The organism is Dictyobacter formicarum, assembly GCF_016587435.1.
This window is the reverse complement of the sequence record NZ_BNJJ01000004.1, coordinates 381,238-396,372: the sequence shown is the minus strand read 5'-3', so window position 1 is coordinate 396,372 and position 15,135 is coordinate 381,238. Positions and strand designations below refer to the sequence as shown.

Here is a 15,135-nt window from a genome sequence, read left to right as displayed (position 1 = left end):
TTTATAGAGACGTAAAAGAGTGAGAACAGTAACTGCCCAAAAGGCACAATGTGTAGGGGCGATCGTCCCTACACATTGTGCCTTTTTAACCTTCTATTCTGGTTCGCTCGGGGCGGAAGGCGGGCATGCAGAGGGACCAGTATTCGCACTGGGCATCCTGGCTGGCATTGCTGTAAATGACGTGCGTACCACGACCCACCAGACATGTCTCGCCGGAGGCGACCTCGATGCGCTGGCCATCGGCCTCAATGGCCAGGACCCCCTGTACACCAATCACCACCTCATCAAATTCGGCGATCTGGGCAGGCTCGCGCCAGGCTGGCGGAGCAAACATATGTGCCAGGCTGAAGCCATCCTGCTTTGTATTTAAAACACCAAAGTGCTCATCGATGATTTTTCCATCTTCGCGCGGGAAGATGCTGCCATGCTCTACTTTTTGTATCATATCTACAATTACCTTTGCATATGTCTCTACAATAAAGGATCTCTCATGCTATCATCCGTGGACCTGTCTTGCAATAGTTGCGACAAAGCCGATTGAACTATAAACATAACCCGGATTGCCGCCATACCCAGTATAATTGATGGCCACCTATTCCGCATACAATACATCATTTAAGCAACCGCCATGTCGGGATAGAACATTCTACATGCTATACTTGACGTTAGTCCTCAATCAATCAGGTTACTATTTTTAAGATAGCGGATAGCATTGCCCGACAGGAGGCGCCATGGATGTCACCTCGTCTTCGCCGCAGATTGATGCACAATCACCACCAACCAGCTGGCTTTCAGATGATGAGTTTCATGTTTTAGAAGCTATTTGTGAGACGTTCTTTCCTGCCCTGGATCCACCCGCCAATTGTGATCAGGCCCAGGCGACCTATTATCGCGCCAGCGCCAGCGATCTCCATCTGGCGCCCTTGATTGCAGAAACGCTGGGCCGGGAGGATGAAGAGATCCGGGCAGACGTTCGGCGTCTGCTGGCTCTATTGCTTAGTCCCACCACCGGTCTGCTGCTCGCGGGGACGGCACGACCATTCAGCGCACTTCCTTTTAAGCAACGTGAAAAATATTTGCTGGCCATGGCCCATAGTCCATTAGTCCAGCTCCGCCAGGGCTATCAGCTATTTAAACGGCTCACCGGTTTCCTGTTCTACGCCACCCCTGATTCTCATGGTCATAACCCCAGCTGGGAGGCGCTCGACTATCAACCAGCTGATCCGCCATCGCCATCAGCAGCACGGCCACTGCAACCGCTGACCATTGAACAGGATAGTACGCTGGAGTGCGATGCGGTAGTAATCGGCTCGGGCGCGGGCGGCGGCGTGGTCGCGGATGAACTGGCGCGGACGGGCAAAAACGTTATCGTGCTGGAAAAAGGTGGCTATCAGAGCGAAGCTGACTTTACGCTGCAAGAGGCCCAGGCGATGAATGATCTCTATCTTAAGCGCGGCTTGCTGAGCTCAAAAGATCTGGGCGTGGCGATCCTGGCCGGCAGCACGCTGGGAGGCGGCACCATCGTGAACTGGAATACCTCGTTCCGCACTCCGCCAGATATTCTGGCTGAATGGGAACAGCTATCGGGCCTGCCCGACGTGTTCACTGGTTCCGCGCTGCAAAAGAGCTTCGTAGCTGTGGAGCAGCGCATTCAAATCAACACGGCCAATAGCGCCCATAATCGCCAGAATCAGTTGCTCTTTGAGGGCGCGCGGGCGCTGGGCTATCATGCCGACAGCCTGCGCCGCAACGCGGTCGGCTGCGAGCAGCGCTGTGGCACCTGCGGCTTTGGCTGTCGCTATGGCTGCAAACAGTCCACGCTGAAAACATATTTACAGGATGCCTATGAGCATGGGGCACGCATCATCGTGCATTGTAGCGCCAGGCGCGTCTTGATCGAACAAGGGCGGGCCGCAGGAGTCGAAGCCACCGTATACGATCCAGAAACGCATACTACCAGGCAGCTGACGATACAAGCTCGCACCGTCGTTGTGGCGGCAGGTGCCATCCATTCACCAGCCATACTGCTACGTTCGGAACTGACCAATCCGCACATCGGCCAGCACCTGCACCTGCATCCAACTACCACTATCAGCGGGCGCTATCCAGAGAAGGTCTATCCATGGCAGGGAGTCATGCAGTCCGCCTATAGCGATGAGTTTGGGCATCTGCATGGCAACTATGGCTATAAATTAGAGGTGGCGCCAACGCATCCGGGCCTGCTGGGCATGGGCTCTCCCTGGCATTCGGCCTGCGAATACCGCGAGAACATGTCCTACTCAGCCTACCGGTCCACCATCATCGTCCTGACGCGCGACAAAGGCGAGGGCAAGGTGACACTGGATCGCCATGGGGAACTGGTCATCGATTATGTCACCTCGGTCTTTGATCGCCGACATATCCTGCACGGCTTGCGCCAGGCCGCCCGTGTCCACATGGCAGCCGGAGCAAACGAGGTGATCTCCCTGCAGAGCAAGCGTTCTCAGCTCACGCGCCAGCAGTTGGAGCAGCAGGGTAAGCGAGCCTGGCATCATTTTGATCGCCAGCTGGAGCGCAACGGCCTGGGCGTCAATCGCCTGATCATGTATAGCGCGCACCAGATGGGCACCTGCCGTATGGGCAAAGATCCTACCCAATCGGTCACCGACGCCCACAGCCAGGTCCACGGCGTCCAGGGACTCTTTGTCTGCGATGGCAGTGTGTTCCCGGCAGCCAGCGGCGTCAACCCGATGCTCAGCATCATGGGGCTGGCCCACCAGGCCGCCCAATACATCAAATCAACCGTGTAAAAACTATCAGTATTTTTTGACGAAAAGCAGAGGGATCACTCCTTCGGCTCCTAATGCGGGCCAAAATTGACTACTTTTCGTGAGATACTCTCAATTGAGAACTTGTCGTTGCGAAATATGAAAGGGGACTTCAATGCCCGTACAGCTTTTTAAGACCTTCGTCCTTGACCTCTTGCAGCAGGGCCATCGCGATGAAGAAACTTTTGTGCAGGGTCTTAACGAGACCGAACGTACTGCCATTGGGACGTGGGAAATCTGGTCAGCCAAAGATCACCTGGCTCATCGGACGTTCTGGCGTCAGGACCTCATCCAGAAGTTGACTGCCATTCTGCAGCAGCAGGAGTTACCATCAAGCGAGGAAGACGAAGAACAGCTCAACGCGATGACTTTTAAGGAAAAACATCAACGCCCCTGGCCAGAGATTTACGCTGAATCTGAACAGACCTACGCCAAACTCATCAAGTTGACAGAACAACTCAGTGAAGAAGATCTGACAACCCCCAATCGCTTCCCCTGGTTTTCGGGAGATAGGCCGCTGTATACAGCCTTCCTGGGCAGTTGCTACGAGCACGAGCAGGAACATCTCGCTCAATACTATCTCGACCATCATGATCTCCCGAGGGCGATCGAGATCCGCGAGAAGTGCGCCAGCAGAGTCATTCAGGCTGAGGTGCCAGAATGGGTGAAAGGGAGCTTCCTCTATAACCTGGCCTGCTTTTACGCGCAGCAGAACCAGCTGGAGAAAGCCTCCACACTCCTACAGAAAGCGTTAACGCTCGCTCCTGGTCTCAAAGAGCGATCCAAGAGCGATCCAGACCTGGCAGCGCTACGCGATCAATCGGCTTGAACAAACCTGTATATCCAGGATGCTGTGAGCCGTTTCTATATACCTATCTGGGCAAGTGTGATGCCTGAGAACGCGAATTTGTAGAGAAATCTTCCACAGGGGCGTCATGCATTTTTTGCAAAGGAAAAAATGCATGACGCCCCTCCCATAGCATCCCCTTGACAAAACCGGAAACTTCGAGTTAATATATCAGCGACGGATATATCCGTACATGATATATAGGCAAGATGGAGGTAGGAACTATTAAGACGAATCATCAGGAACCAGAAGCGCTGCTCCCATTGACGCCTGCGGTCTTTCACATTCTGCTCGCGCTCAGCGATAAAGAACGCCATGGCTACGGCATCATGCAAGAGGTGGCCTGGCGCACCAATAACCAGGTTCACATGGGTCCAGGTACCCTCTATGGGTCAATCAAACGCATGATGAAAGATGGGTTACTGGAGGAATCTGGCTCACGACCCGATCCCGAGCTAGATGATGAGCGCCGCCGCTACTATCGCCTGACCGACCTGGGTCAACGCGTGGTACGAGCTGAAGCGAAACGCCTGGCCAATCTGGTTCAGATTGCTCAGATGAAGCACTTGATACAAGGAGAAGCTTAATATGGCGTCATTCCACTGGATGCAATCCTGGTCCGAACGGCTCTATCAATGGCTTCTCCTGGCCTATCCATCTGAGTTCAGGCGCGAATTTGGTCAGGAGATGGCACAGACGTTCCACGATTACTGTCGGGAGGAGCTACGAGCAGGAGGAATCCCTCGACTTCTCCCCCTCTGGGGCACCGTCTTTTATGATTTTATGAAAAGTGTATCCATCGAACATCTTCTCAATGTAAAAAATATGTTTTTACACGACAAGGAGTACAGCATGCTTAATGCGCCGTTACAGCTACAGGTCGCGCAGCTTACTGACATCGGTCGTAAACGTCCCTCCAATGAAGATAACTTGATTGCAGTATTACCGGAAGATCATTCTATTCTAGACCAGAAGGGTGCCCTCTTTGTGGTCGCCGATGGCATGGGCGGTCATTCATACGGAGAAGTTGCCAGCCAGATGGCGGTCAACCAGATCCGCGAAGCTTACTATCAAGATACGTCCTCAGATATTCCTACCGCGCTAACCAATGCCATTAAACAAGCCAACGCCGCCATTTATCAAGAGAGCCAGAGCAAACTTTCAGGCGAGAATAAAAATCCCAGTATGGGCACTACCTGTGTGGCCGTGGTGGTCAAGGATCGCACCCTCTACATCGCCAATGTAGGAGATAGCCTGGCATATCTCATCAATGACCAGGAGGTTCGGCAGTTGGCGGAAGATCACTCGTGGGTAGCCGAGCAGGTGCGCCAAGGTCTGATGAGCAAAGAAGATGCCCGCACCAGCGAGAAGCGCAACGTCATTACGCGCTGTCTGGGTACCTCAGCGGACGTTGAGGTCTACCTAACCACCAACACAGATGCTCAATCAGGAGATACGCTGGTGCTGTGTACCGATGGTCTGCATGGGCAAATCTCGGAGGCGGAGATGCGTGAGATCGTCACCCATTATCCTCCTGAGGAGAGCGCCAAACTACTGATCGAGCGCGCCAACGAAAATGGCGGCCCCGATAACATCACGGCCATCGTGGTTAAAATTTCATAGGACAAGGCGTCAGCCATAAAAAAAGAGGCCAGTCGATCGACTGGCCTCTTTCGGCTTATTTGTGAATGTGGCCCTACTAGTAGCGGCGATCGCGATATCCGCCCTGGCTTCTGCGGTCCTGATAACCACCACGACCACCAGCGGGACGCTCACGTGCCTCATTGACTGTAATAGTACGAGTACCTAAAGTGGAACCATTCAGCTGCTCAATGGCTGCACGAGCCTGCTCATCATCCTCAAATTCGACAAAGCCAAAACCTTTGCTGCGGCCGGTATCACGATCAGTGATCACGGTAGCGAAGGTCACCACGCCGATCTGGCCAAATACCTCACGAAGCTCTTGCTCATCGGTCTGATACGGAAGTCCACCAACATAAAGTCGCATTTTGTACGCTCCTGTGCTGACATCCCTTCTTAGATTGACGCTCGAAGAAACCATTTCTCACAGAAGCGCTACAATTCTTTCTGATGTCATACACCTTTTATAACACTCCCCAGAAATTTTCTATTCCCTGATTCCCTGAATTTTTCCTTCAATTAAAAATATATCCGATTACTGCAGGGATATGATATCTCGTGCATTTAAACGGTACTTGTTAATTTCCGTCGCACTGCCCTATGATACAAAGAGTAGCATTTGTAATTTGTGGGTGTGTCTGAAAGACAGATGTTTCGCGCCTTCGGCCCTGACGCTTCGCACCTGCGGTGCTCAAAAGGTTTTATATTCGTTGGTGCAAACCGCGCGGCGCGCGGTTTGCACCAACGAATATAATTGGCCACTCCGTTGGCGAGCAATGGGACTCCACGCCCTCGGCAGCCTGCTCACCGAGTACTGGCCGCAGTTGGCTGTGATATATCCATAATGATTATCCAGACCAGCGCCTGGAACGTCACAAAACCACAACGCCGATGTCAAACAGAAGCACCAGCATATGGTATAATTCTTATTGCACAGAAACACTTAGCCCTTGCTTATTTATGCGAAAAAACACCTTAAGCACAAAGATATTTAACGTCTAAACGAAAGAGATAATGAATGTCAACAGAGCCGTCGGGTCGTAATGACTTATTGGCCGCGCTAGAGCAAGCTGGTCGCCAATATAGCGAGAGTTCAGTCCTCTTCCATCATGCTATCGCAGATTCATTAGGACTTAATGTGACCGATCTCAAATGCCTGGATATCATTAGAGAAAAAGATGGTATGACGCCCGGTCAACTGGCAAAGTTGACTGGATTGACAACCGGCGCGGTAACGGGCGTGATCGATCGGCTAGAGGGGGCGGGCTATGCCCAGCGAAAACGCGATAGTATTGATCGGCGCAAAATCAGCATCCATGCCCGGCCAGAACAAATCTCCTCCAAGCTAGCACCCATCTTTACTTCCTTCCAGCAGGCGATGGCCAACGAGTTCAATACGGCTTATAGCAACCGGGAGATGGCTTTGATTCTTGATTTTGTGAAGCGCAGCAGCCACGTCCTGCAAGCCGAAACCAATAAGATACAGCAGCAGAAACAACAATCATAACTGCGCCGTCAGGGGGGTGGGGCAAATCTTTTTGCAAGGTATAAACCCCCAGATTCTGAGGGCAGAATCTTGATTTACAGGCATGCAGTTTAGATTTACTTGTTCACATATGCTACACTGATAACTTATAGTTGACGCGTAAGGAGGCTTTTCAACAACACATGCAAAACAAGCATTTTATCTATCCCCCAAAGCTACAGGCTGGAGACAAGGTTGCCGTACTCTCACCCTCGGCGGGTCTGCCTGAGATCTTTCCCGAGGTCTTTGACCTGGGACTGCAACGTTTACGTGAGAATTTTGGCCTGGTGCCCGTGGAATATCCAAGTACACGTAAGATGAACACTCCTCCAGAGGAGCGAGCGCGGGACATCATAGCGGCCTTCGCTGATTCCGAGATCAAGGCCGTGATCTGCTCAATTGGCGGTGATGACCAGATTAAGGTGCTGAAATACCTGGAGCCAGAGGTGTTACGTGCACACCCCAAACCCTTTCTGGGCTATAGCGACGCGACAAACCTGCATATGTACCTCTGGAACCTGGGTATTGTCTCCTACTATGGTGGCGCAATCATGACGCAGTTCGGTCGCTACCACGCTATGGATGAGTATACTGTGGAGTCGTTGCGCTACGCCCTCTTCCAGGGAGGCGAGGTTGAGATCGTACCCACACCTGAGTGGTCCGATGAGAACTATCGCTGGAACGAGCCAGAGAAGTTACGTCTGCGCGTGCCCATGTTCACAAATCCAGGCTGGAAGTGGCACAACGCGGGACGCGTCATCGAGGGCCCTGCCTGGGGTGGCTGTCTGGAGATTGTGGACTATCACCTACGCGCGCACCGCTACCTTCAGCCGCTTGAGCGCTATAAAGACTGTGTGCTCTTTCTGGAGACCTCCGAGGAGATGCCTTCGGCTACGTATGTCTATGACGTCTTCATGGGCCTGGGCGAACGTGGCCTGCTGCAACAGTTCTCCGCGCTGCTCATAGGCCGCCCCAAGGCCTGGGAGTTTAATCAGCAACGCTCCGCCGAGCAGAAAGATGTATACAAGAGGGAGCAAGAGGAGGCCATATTGAAGGCCTTGCAAGAGTACCATCCCTCCGTGCCAGTAATCTTCAACATGGACTTTGGCCATACCGATCCACAATTCATGGTGCCCAGCGGCGGTCATATACGCATCGATGGGATTGAGAAACGAGTGTTTGTGCGTTATTAATGGCCGCGCTGGAAGAGCCTTCGCGCGGCCACAGATAGGTTCAGAGCACGCTTAGCGTTGGCGACGAGCGAAGAGATCCGCTTCGCGCCGCGCCTGCCAGTTGCAGATCGCTTCCAGATCGGCCACTGGCGCCTGCGTGTAGGGCAGGGTATGCAGATAACCGGGAGGGCCAAACTCGGGCGTCAGGGTCGAGATCCGCATGCCCTGCCGCTCCTGCTCGTCCCAGATGATGCTCCACCAGCACTCATGGGCTTCGACGTAAGGCAGGTACTCGGGTGCACGCGGATCTGGTACCTGTGGACCCTCCTCATAGCCTACGCGTGCGTGCAGGTGGATGCAGCGACTGGCGCAGAGGCGCACAATATCCAACTGGTCATCGATCAAACGCTCGCAGACGCAGACCCAGTGGCTCAGATCACAGCACAACTTTAGTCCTTCAAAGCGCTCCAACAGCTGCGCAGTAATGCCGGGATAGAAAAAGACGCGCCCGCGATGGGTCTCGTGGGCCACAGCGATACCGGCGTCCGCCTCGATCTTTAAAGCTTCACGATAAAAGTGCGCGCTTTGATCGACGCTCCAGAGGTCTTTACCGCTATGGCAATTGATCTTCTCTGGCTGTAGCCGCGCTGCCTGCTCTACCTGCTGGCGAAAAGTGGCCAGGTGATCCTCCACGCTATCGCCGCTGGTAAAAATCTGTGGAATATAGCCCAGGCCGTGCTCCTGTAAAAGAGCCTGAAAGCGTGATGCTTGCTCCGGCACGGGCAATCCAGTTTCAATAGCGGCATAACCCTGCGCTTTGATGCGCGGGAAGAGTTCTTCGTGGGTGCCACCCATTCCCCACAGGTGGCGAACAAGCTGTAGCTGCATATACAAGCTCTCCTTCATACAAGATATAGTTATTATTCAAGACGATTATTATTCAGTGCCGCCAAAGGAAGAGAGCACACCGGTCATGGCGATCTCTGGCTGACCATTTTCCGAGTCCACCCAGACGCCACAGGGACCACCTTCACCGCTATAGTTCAGATCCAGCGTCGTGCCATCCATGCGATAGATGGGCTTCATATACTTTGTCACCGTCTCAGCTTCTCCGGAGATATAATGTCCGATCAAAGCGCGGCGAAAACGCTCGCTAGAGGTGTTGGGATAGCTGCCATGGACCAGTGAACCGCCAAAGAACAGTACATCGCCTGGCTCCATAATGACGGAGCGCACTTCTTGCTGCTCAGGGATAGGCACCTGAATGTCAGAAAAGCTCTCTTTGGTATTGGCTTTGGTCGTACAGAGAATCGGCCATTTCTGACTGCCGGGAACGACCTTCATGCAGCCATTCTCTTCATCACAGGGATCAAGAGCCATCCAGGCCGCCATGCAGGTGCCGGGACGAGCGCGCAAGAAATAGTTGTCCTGGTGCAACGCTTGCCCACGCGCCTTCGGAGGCTTAAAGTAAAGCATGGTCTGCACCGCGTACGGCTCACGGCCCAGCAGTCCTGTCAGCACATTATTGATGCGCTGATCGATCAGATATTGTAGGCTGGTAGCATCCCAGTGATGCATATGAATCATACGCGGGTAGCGTTTCAGCGGATCATCGTTCTCAGGATCAACGCCGACCAGATCACCAGGATAACTGCCTTTCAAGCGCAAATCCATATAGTAATCCCGATAATGCGCAACTTCCTCGGGACTAAATAACTGCTTTACTACCACATATCCATTTTCATCAAAGAATTGTTTGACTTCTTCGGCGATCATATTCTTTGTTTTCCTTTCATCTTATCCTATTGCAGAATCTTATTGTTGATATGCATAGGATAGCGTGAAACGTGAGAAAAGTGGATAGCCAGGATTGTCTGAATGTGTCTCAGATTCTCATATTTTACCGCGCAGGCCAACAAAATAGAGAAGCGTGTGCTCGCCATAATCAGCGGGCACACGCTTCTCCTGGAAAGTGTTTCGTTTTATGTAGTGTTGCCAGAAGTGCGCGGTGCGCACTTCTGGCAACACTACATAAAACATTAAAACTTCTTAGACCGTTTCGTGTTGATACACTTGCGCATTATCCGTGCTCACGGCGGGCTTTTGCTCCACGCGGCGCTTGCGCCAGGGCCATTCGACCTGCATACACAGGTAGCAGATCACGGAGAAGAGGCCGGCGATAACGGTCGTATGCAGTAAAGCGACCAGGAGTTGCGCTCCACTTAAGACGGTGGCCATGCCGCTCAGAGCCTGCAAGGAAACCAGCACAAATGCCCACAGGCTACCCCAGATCAGGTCGCGTCGATCACGCGCGACGCGGATTATAACGATCATTAAGACCAGCAGTAAAAACCAGATGCTGGCAGCAAAGTAGCGGTGCAAAACTTGAATGCCTGGTGAGGTAAAAAAGTTAGGAAAGTAGGTTGCACCACAGGTCGGGAATTGTTGTCCACAGGCCAGGGTTGCTGATGAGTGGCCCACCAATGCACCTGTATACACGACAACATAGGTATAAGCCGCCAGACACCAGACCACAATCTGTATCCATTTAGAGACTGGCGCGATCTGTTGCGGTGTGCTCTCGGGCTGCGTCGGATCAAGCTTTTGCAGCTGCATAATACGCATGGTCAACAGGATAACGCTGGCGAAAGAGATCAGCGAAAAACCAAAGTGCAGCGAGAGCAGACCATCTTTGGCATAGGTGCCTTCATAGACCACGGTGAGCGCACCCAGCATTGCCTGCAAAACAACAAAGAAGAGGCTCATAAAACCAAATAGCTTGACCCGTAAATCACGACGATAGGTAAACCAGGACCAGGCAACCAGGGCAAAAATTAAGAGCGAGTCCGCCCCCGACATGATGCGGTGGCTATATTCATAAACGGTAGTGATTGGTAACGACTCAGGGATCAACTGCCCATGACAAAATGGCCAGGAGTTCCCACAGCCCTGACCGGAATCAGTTTTGGAGACAGCCGCACCCAGGAGCAACATTATGTAAGCCCCAAACGAGGTTATAATAGCTAAGATGCTCATCAAACGATGCTTCAACAAGTTATGATCCTCCATGAGATAAATTAAGAAACAGCATATCATACTCCTCTTTACCTGTCCGTCCACGCTGCATGGAAATATGCCTTTCGAGGATCAAGGCCACACTGCCACATCTGTCATAAAAATCCTTTCTGGATACCCATCCCCAATGCTCTTTCTTAATCGTAGCTTTTTACTATTATAGGAGATATTTGGCATCTGTGCCATGCATCTTTCACAAAGGTGATCACAATTCGGCGCGATGCACACGAAATCACCATGACAATACGCCTATCCTGCTTCCCGGTTGACAAATCAGGCGCTACCTTTTACACTTGATAGTAAACGTTTTCTTTTTGTGCACGAGGATATCTAAAGGAGGAATGGCGACTATGGCTAGCAGGAACATTGGCATCATCATGAATGGTGTAACCGGGCGCATGGGGACCAATCAGCATTTGATTCGTTCAATTGTGGCGCTGCGTTCGCAGGGAGGTATCGCCCTACCTGGTGGCGATACGCTCATGCCAGATCCAATTCTGGTTGGACGCTCCGAACATAAGCTGCGTGCCCTGGCTGAAGCTCATGGCATCGAACGCTGGAGTACCAATCTGGACGCGTGCCTGGCGAATGCTGAGGATACGATTTATTTCGATGCTCAGACCACCACGCGCCGCGCCGAGGCGATACGCGCGGCCATTCAAGCTGGCAAACATATTTATTGCGAAAAGCCCATTGCCACAGATACCGCGACAGCCGTGGAGCTGGCCCAGATGGCCGATCGCGCAGGTGTCAAGCATGGCGTAGTGCAGGATAAGCTCTTCTTGCCCGGCCTGTTGAAGCTCAAGCGCGTTATCGACAGCGGCTTCTTTGGACGCATCCTTTCGGTGCGCGGCGAGTTCGGCTACTGGGTCTTTGAAGGTGACTGGCAAACGGCCCAGCGTCCCTCCTGGAACTATCGCAAAGAAGATGGCGGCGGCATCATCGTCGATATGGTCTGCCACTGGCAATATGTGCTGAGCAATCTGTTTGGTCGCATTACTGCCGTCTCTTGCCTGGGAACCACCCATATTCCCGAGCGCGTCGATGAGCAGGGCCAGCCATACGCCAGCACAGCCGATGATGCAGCCTATACCACCTTTGAGATCGAAAACGGCATTATTGCCCACTTCAATTCCTCCTGGGCGGTGCGTGTCTACCGCGATGAATTGTTGAGCATACAGGTAGACGGCACCCATGGTAGCGCTATCGCCGGTCTACGCGAGTGTAAAGTACAGAGCCGGGTCAACACGCCGCGCGCGATCTGGAATCCAGATGTGCCCAATCCCATTGATTTTCGGGAAAACTGGATGGATGTACCGAATAATGGCATCTTTGAAAATGGCTTTAAAACTCAGTGGGAGCTGTTCTTAAAGCATGTAGCGTGCGATACGCCATTTCGCTGGAATCTATATGAAGGAGCCAAAGGCGTGCAATTAGCGGAACTGGCATTACAATCCTGGGCCGAGCGCCGCTGGCTGGATGTGCCGCAGCTCACGGGTACAAAGGAGGTTTAGCCGATGGTCAGAAAACTGCTGCTCCCTCAGGAAAATGGCACGCTGCAAGCTTATAGCGCTGGAGACACCAGTCCTTATCCACAGACGGCGCCGGTGCCGCGCAGCCGTGTAGCCTATGCCGCCGCCCATGTGGTGCTGGATACAAAGATAGCTACGCCCGACCAGATCGATTGGGAGTCCACGCTGGCTTATCGCCACCATTTATGGTCACTGGGTCTGGCCGTGGCCGAGGCAATGGATACCTCACAGCGAGGGATGGGACTGAGCTGGCCGCAGGCGCAGCAATTGATCCAGCGCTCGATCAGTGAAGCGCGAACCCATACAGGGGCGCGCGTTGCCTGTGGTGCCGGGACCGACCATCTTGCTCCCTCGCCGACAGTAACACTTGAACAAGTTAAGCAGGCGTATGAAGAGCAGTGCAGCTTTGTCGAGGCTGCGGGCGGGCGCATTATCTTGATGGCCAGCCGCGCCCTGGCCGCCTGCGCACGCGCGCCTGAAGACTATATGCAAGTCTATGATCATATCCTCTCCCAGGTTGCGCAACCAGTGATCATTCACTGGCTGGGCGATATGTTCGATCCAGCCCTGGCTGGCTACTGGGGTTCGTCCGACCTGGACGCGGCTATGGAGAGCTGCCTGGCTATCCTCGAACGCCATGCGCCAAAGATCGATGGCATCAAAATTTCACTGCTAGATGCCAATCGTGAAGTCAGTATGCGCCGCCTGCTCCCTGAGGGCGTAAAGATGTATACGGGTGATGACTTCAATTATGCTGACTTGATGTTGGGCGATGCTCAGGGCTATAGCCACGCGCTGCTGGGCATCTTTGATGCGATCGCGCCCGCCGCTTCAGCCGCTCTGCAGCAACTGGATGTGGGCAACATCGAACAATATACGGCGATCCTCGCCCCCACCGTGCCACTCTCGCGCCACATCTTCCAGGCGCCCACCTATAACTATAAAGCCGGCATTGTCTTCCTGGCTTATCTCAATGGACACCAGGAGCACTTCAAGATGGTGGCAGGCCTGGAACGCGCGCGCTCGCTGCCACACCTGGCCCGGCTGTTTGTGCTGGCGGACCAGGCGCAGCTCCTGGTAGATCCCGACCTGGCCAGCGAACGAATGCGGACCATCTTGCTCCAAGCGGGTATTGAACAGGAAGGGGATACGTTCTAATGCAACAGCATGAGATAACCGATCTGACGCGTTTAAGCCTGAATCAGGCCACAATTGATCAGTGGGATGCGAGGGCCGCCATCGAGGGATGTGTGCGGGCCGGTATTCCATCGATTGGTTTCTGGCGCGACAAGGTTGCGCGCACCGGCCTGGCCGAGACCGCCCGCCTGGTACGCGAGACGGGCATCCAGGTCTCCAGTCTCTGTCGCGGCGGCTGGTTTCCCGCTGCCTCAGCGGCCGAACGCCAGGCGCGCATCGAGGATAACAAACGGGCCATCGAGGAAGCCGCCGAGTTGCAGACGAAAGTGCTGGTGCTGGTGTGCGGTCCAGCCCCCGACCGGGATATCCAGGCCGCGCGCGGTATGGTTGAAGATGCCTTGACGCAGCTCTTGCCCATCGCCCACCAGCATGGCATCTCTCTGGGCATTGAGCCGCTGCACCCCATGTATGCAGCCGATCGCTCGGTCATCACCAGCCTGGCCGAAGCCAACCAGATAGTCGAAAAGTTCAACAACTCGCACCTGGGTGTCGTCATTGACGTCTTCCATGTCTGGTGGGATGCCTCCGTTTATGAGCAGATCGCCCGCGCCAGCGGCCATATCCTGGGCTTCCATGTCAGCGACTGGCTGGTCCCCTTGCCCGACGTCTTGCTTGGACGCGGCATGATGGGAGATGGAGTCATTGAGCTACGCAAATTGCGCCAGGCTGTAGATGCCGCCGGCTACCATGGTCCCATTGAAGTCGAAATATTTAACCAGGCCATCTGGAATATGCCAGGCGATGACGTGCTCGACACCATGAAACGCCGCTACCTGGAACATGTTTAAACCGAGAAATCTACAATACATTTATATAAGAACAATGCAAGCAAAATAAAGGAACAAGAAAAAAAGATTCGTAGGTGCGCCCCTTGCGGGCGCTTGATTGCTTCCTGTTCGAAAACGCACCAGGAACATGATTAGGAGCATTTTGATCCGATGCGTAACATCCTTATTGATTATTTTTCGAGCGTGAAGGGTAAAAGCGCCAGCCAAGGGGCGCACCTACTAAATCACAGATCGCGCATGACGCCATCACTGTGCTCATTTTCCACTGTACAGGAACTTTCAAAGCTCATCTAAAAGGCTATCCCATTAGCGCTGATACCACCATCACGATCATTATCACCATACCCAATCCAGATTAGACGTACCGTTGCCCTCTTTAATCTCACCAATCCAGGAGAGCAACTATCAGTGGGATGTGGGCTCTGTCAACTGATATCGAATATTCCGAATTAGTTGATAGAGCCCGCATTCCGCAGAAGTCTTGACGAGAAAAGGGATTTTCGGTAAAGTAAGGATCCTATTGTCTCTCTCCGCGAATTGCGAAATGGGGG

At 53.2% G+C, this 15,135-nt stretch carries 15 protein-coding genes; 9 read left to right on the top strand and 6 right to left on the bottom strand.

Going from position 1 to position 15,135, the window contains the following annotated elements:
- Nucleotides 1–85: 85 nt before the first annotated feature.
- The gene (locus JMI88_RS09265) at nt 86–445 is read right to left on the bottom strand and encodes a cupin domain-containing protein (RefSeq protein ID WP_201361522.1); all 360 of its coding nucleotides are present in this window, start codon (nt 443–445) and stop codon (nt 86–88) included.
- A 286-nt stretch (nt 446–731) separates the two neighbouring features.
- Between JMI88_RS09265 and JMI88_RS09260 the strand changes: the two genes are divergently transcribed.
- The 4 genes from JMI88_RS09260 (at nt 732) to JMI88_RS09245 (ending at nt 5,277) form a co-directional block, all read left to right on the top strand.
- Nucleotides 732–2,789: a GMC family oxidoreductase N-terminal domain-containing protein gene (locus JMI88_RS09260; protein ID WP_201361521.1), complete on the top strand. Its 2,058-nt coding sequence runs from the start codon at nt 732–734 to the stop codon at nt 2,787–2,789.
- Between the two features lie 133 nt (nt 2,790–2,922).
- Nucleotides 2,923–3,636, top strand: coding sequence for a TPR end-of-group domain-containing protein (locus JMI88_RS09255; RefSeq protein WP_201361520.1), 714 nt, complete (start codon nt 2,923–2,925; stop codon nt 3,634–3,636).
- A 227-nt stretch (nt 3,637–3,863) separates the two neighbouring features.
- Entirely contained in the window at nt 3,864–4,241 is a 378-nt protein-coding gene (locus JMI88_RS09250; protein ID WP_236022876.1) for a PadR family transcriptional regulator, read from the top strand.
- A gap of 1 nt (nt 4,242) precedes the next feature.
- Nucleotides 4,243–5,277, top strand: coding sequence for a Stp1/IreP family PP2C-type Ser/Thr phosphatase (locus tag JMI88_RS09245; RefSeq protein ID WP_201361519.1), 1,035 nt, complete (start codon nt 4,243–4,245; stop codon nt 5,275–5,277).
- A gap of 76 nt (nt 5,278–5,353) precedes the next feature.
- Here the strand turns inward: JMI88_RS09245 and rbp are convergent, their stop codons facing one another.
- Complete coding sequence (gene rbp, locus JMI88_RS09240) at nt 5,354–5,662, bottom strand: RNA-binding regulator (protein WP_201361518.1); 309 nt, start codon at nt 5,660–5,662, stop codon at nt 5,354–5,356.
- Between the two features lie 651 nt (nt 5,663–6,313).
- Here rbp and JMI88_RS09235 point away from each other — a divergent pair.
- Complete coding sequence (locus JMI88_RS09235; RefSeq protein WP_201361517.1) at nt 6,314–6,802, top strand: MarR family transcriptional regulator; 489 nt, start codon at nt 6,314–6,316, stop codon at nt 6,800–6,802.
- A 161-nt stretch (nt 6,803–6,963) separates the two neighbouring features.
- The gene (locus tag JMI88_RS09230; RefSeq protein WP_201361516.1) at nt 6,964–8,013 is read left to right on the top strand and encodes a S66 family peptidase; all 1,050 of its coding nucleotides are present in this window, start codon (nt 6,964–6,966) and stop codon (nt 8,011–8,013) included.
- 51 nt (nt 8,014–8,064) lie between these two features.
- Here the strand turns inward: JMI88_RS09230 and JMI88_RS09225 are convergent, their stop codons facing one another.
- The 4 genes from JMI88_RS09225 to JMI88_RS09210 all read right to left on the bottom strand — a co-directional run bounded on the left by JMI88_RS09225 (nt 8,065) and on the right by JMI88_RS09210 (nt 11,046).
- Nucleotides 8,065–8,880 carry a sugar phosphate isomerase/epimerase family protein gene (locus tag JMI88_RS09225; protein WP_201361515.1) on the bottom strand — a complete coding sequence of 272 codons (816 nt, stop codon included), beginning with the start codon at nt 8,878–8,880 and terminating at the stop codon, nt 8,065–8,067.
- 48 nt (nt 8,881–8,928) lie between these two features.
- Nucleotides 8,929–9,768 (bottom strand): phytanoyl-CoA dioxygenase family protein, encoded by an 840-nt coding sequence (locus tag JMI88_RS09220; RefSeq protein ID WP_201361514.1) that lies wholly within the window; start codon nt 9,766–9,768, stop codon nt 8,929–8,931.
- 117 nt (nt 9,769–9,885) lie between these two features.
- Nucleotides 9,886–10,032, bottom strand: a complete 147-nt coding sequence (locus JMI88_RS09215; RefSeq protein ID WP_201361513.1) for a hypothetical protein — start codon at nt 10,030–10,032, stop codon at nt 9,886–9,888.
- Between the two features lie 9 nt (nt 10,033–10,041).
- On the bottom strand, nt 10,042–11,046 hold the full coding sequence (locus JMI88_RS09210) for a COX15/CtaA family protein (protein WP_201361512.1): 1,005 nt from the start codon (nt 11,044–11,046) through the stop codon (nt 10,042–10,044).
- A gap of 371 nt (nt 11,047–11,417) precedes the next feature.
- On the opposite strand from JMI88_RS09210, the gene JMI88_RS09205 reads away from it, so the two are divergent.
- Genes JMI88_RS09205 through JMI88_RS09195 form a run of 3 tightly spaced genes read left to right on the top strand, consistent with a single transcriptional unit; the run spans nt 11,418 to nt 14,584 of the window.
- Nucleotides 11,418–12,581: a Gfo/Idh/MocA family protein gene (locus JMI88_RS09205; RefSeq protein WP_201361511.1), complete on the top strand. Its 1,164-nt coding sequence runs from the start codon at nt 11,418–11,420 to the stop codon at nt 12,579–12,581.
- 3 nt (nt 12,582–12,584) lie between these two features.
- Complete coding sequence (locus JMI88_RS09200) at nt 12,585–13,757, top strand: dihydrodipicolinate synthase family protein (protein WP_201361510.1); 1,173 nt, start codon at nt 12,585–12,587, stop codon at nt 13,755–13,757.
- Nucleotides 13,757–14,584 carry a sugar phosphate isomerase/epimerase family protein gene (locus JMI88_RS09195; RefSeq protein WP_201361509.1) on the top strand — a complete coding sequence of 276 codons (828 nt, stop codon included), beginning with the start codon at nt 13,757–13,759 and terminating at the stop codon, nt 14,582–14,584. Before JMI88_RS09200 ends, JMI88_RS09195 begins: the two co-directional genes overlap by 1 nt.
- Nucleotides 14,585–15,135 lie beyond the last annotated feature (551 nt).

What these genes read in the sequence shown, in the direction of transcription:
- JMI88_RS09265 (WP_201361522.1), bottom strand. Translation starts at nt 445, where the DNA reads ATGATACAAAAAGTAGAGCATGGCAGCATCTTCCCGCGCGAAGATGGA.
- JMI88_RS09260 (WP_201361521.1), top strand. Translation starts at nt 732, where the DNA reads ATGGATGTCACCTCGTCTTCGCCGCAGATTGATGCACAATCACCACCA.
- JMI88_RS09255 (WP_201361520.1), top strand. Translation starts at nt 2,923, where the DNA reads ATGCCCGTACAGCTTTTTAAGACCTTCGTCCTTGACCTCTTGCAGCAG.
- JMI88_RS09250 (WP_236022876.1), top strand. Translation starts at nt 3,864, where the DNA reads ATGGAGGTAGGAACTATTAAGACGAATCATCAGGAACCAGAAGCGCTG.
- JMI88_RS09245 (WP_201361519.1), top strand. Translation starts at nt 4,243, where the DNA reads ATGGCGTCATTCCACTGGATGCAATCCTGGTCCGAACGGCTCTATCAA.
- rbp (WP_201361518.1), bottom strand. Translation starts at nt 5,662, where the DNA reads ATGCGACTTTATGTTGGTGGACTTCCGTATCAGACCGATGAGCAAGAG.
- JMI88_RS09235 (WP_201361517.1), top strand. Translation starts at nt 6,314, where the DNA reads ATGTCAACAGAGCCGTCGGGTCGTAATGACTTATTGGCCGCGCTAGAG.
- JMI88_RS09230 (WP_201361516.1), top strand. Translation starts at nt 6,964, where the DNA reads ATGCAAAACAAGCATTTTATCTATCCCCCAAAGCTACAGGCTGGAGAC.
- JMI88_RS09225 (WP_201361515.1), bottom strand. Translation starts at nt 8,880, where the DNA reads ATGCAGCTACAGCTTGTTCGCCACCTGTGGGGAATGGGTGGCACCCAC.
- JMI88_RS09220 (WP_201361514.1), bottom strand. Translation starts at nt 9,768, where the DNA reads ATGATCGCCGAAGAAGTCAAACAATTCTTTGATGAAAATGGATATGTG.
- JMI88_RS09215 (WP_201361513.1), bottom strand. Translation starts at nt 10,032, where the DNA reads ATGTTTTATGTAGTGTTGCCAGAAGTGCGCACCGCGCACTTCTGGCAA.
- JMI88_RS09205 (WP_201361511.1), top strand. Translation starts at nt 11,418, where the DNA reads ATGGCTAGCAGGAACATTGGCATCATCATGAATGGTGTAACCGGGCGC.
- JMI88_RS09200 (WP_201361510.1), top strand. Translation starts at nt 12,585, where the DNA reads ATGGTCAGAAAACTGCTGCTCCCTCAGGAAAATGGCACGCTGCAAGCT.
- JMI88_RS09195 (WP_201361509.1), top strand. Translation starts at nt 13,757, where the DNA reads ATGCAACAGCATGAGATAACCGATCTGACGCGTTTAAGCCTGAATCAG.